General features: G+C 50.3%; 2 pseudogenes. Both read left to right on the top strand.

Annotated elements, in window-relative coordinates:
• Positions 1-114, top strand: a pseudogene (locus tag CIK04_RS27835) (4-hydroxyphenylpyruvate dioxygenase); the annotation flags it as partial.
• Positions 107-575 (top strand): annotated as a pseudogene (locus tag CIK04_RS27830) (homogentisate 1,2-dioxygenase); the annotation flags it as partial. The pseudogenes CIK04_RS27835 and CIK04_RS27830, both read left to right, overlap by 8 nt.

The following is a 575-nucleotide window of genomic DNA, read 5'->3' as shown; positions in this document are numbered from 1 at the left end:
TTTGAAATCATTCAGCGTAAAGGCAATGAGGGGTTTGGTGAAGGTAACTTCAAAGCCCTTTTTGAATCGATTGAAGAAGATCAGATTCGTCGCGGAGTATTGAACGATGCATAAATGGATCACCTTTCCTCATCGGGAAGGTGTCTGCTCAAAGCAGGCACACGTCCGATTTTCCCGAAGAGGCGATTTACGAACGTGAAGCGGGCGCAGTGGGTTCTTTGGCCCTGCTGCGCATTTCCATCATCAACATGCGCCAACAGGTTGGGTCGATTGGCAAGGCGATTTAAGGCCGAGAGCGTTTGATTTCACTCGCGTGACCAGCGCTAATCAAGCCTCTCCTTGGAGCGTGCCGCATTTGCTTCACAATCACGAATGCAAAGTCCGGGTCTGGAAAACCCAAACCAAGATGGAGTTTCTGGCGCGAAATGCGGATGGCGACGAACTGCTCTTTATTCATCAAGGAAAAGCGGCTTCTMTGTGACTATGGCCATTTGGCAGTGGGGGAAGGGGATTACGTGATGATCCCGCGTTCCACTAACTGGCGTTTGGAGCCGTCAGAGGCGATGTTTATTTTG

Source organism: Vibrio sp. 03_296, from assembly GCF_002265885.1.
This window is presented reverse-complemented; position numbering and strand designations above follow the sequence as displayed.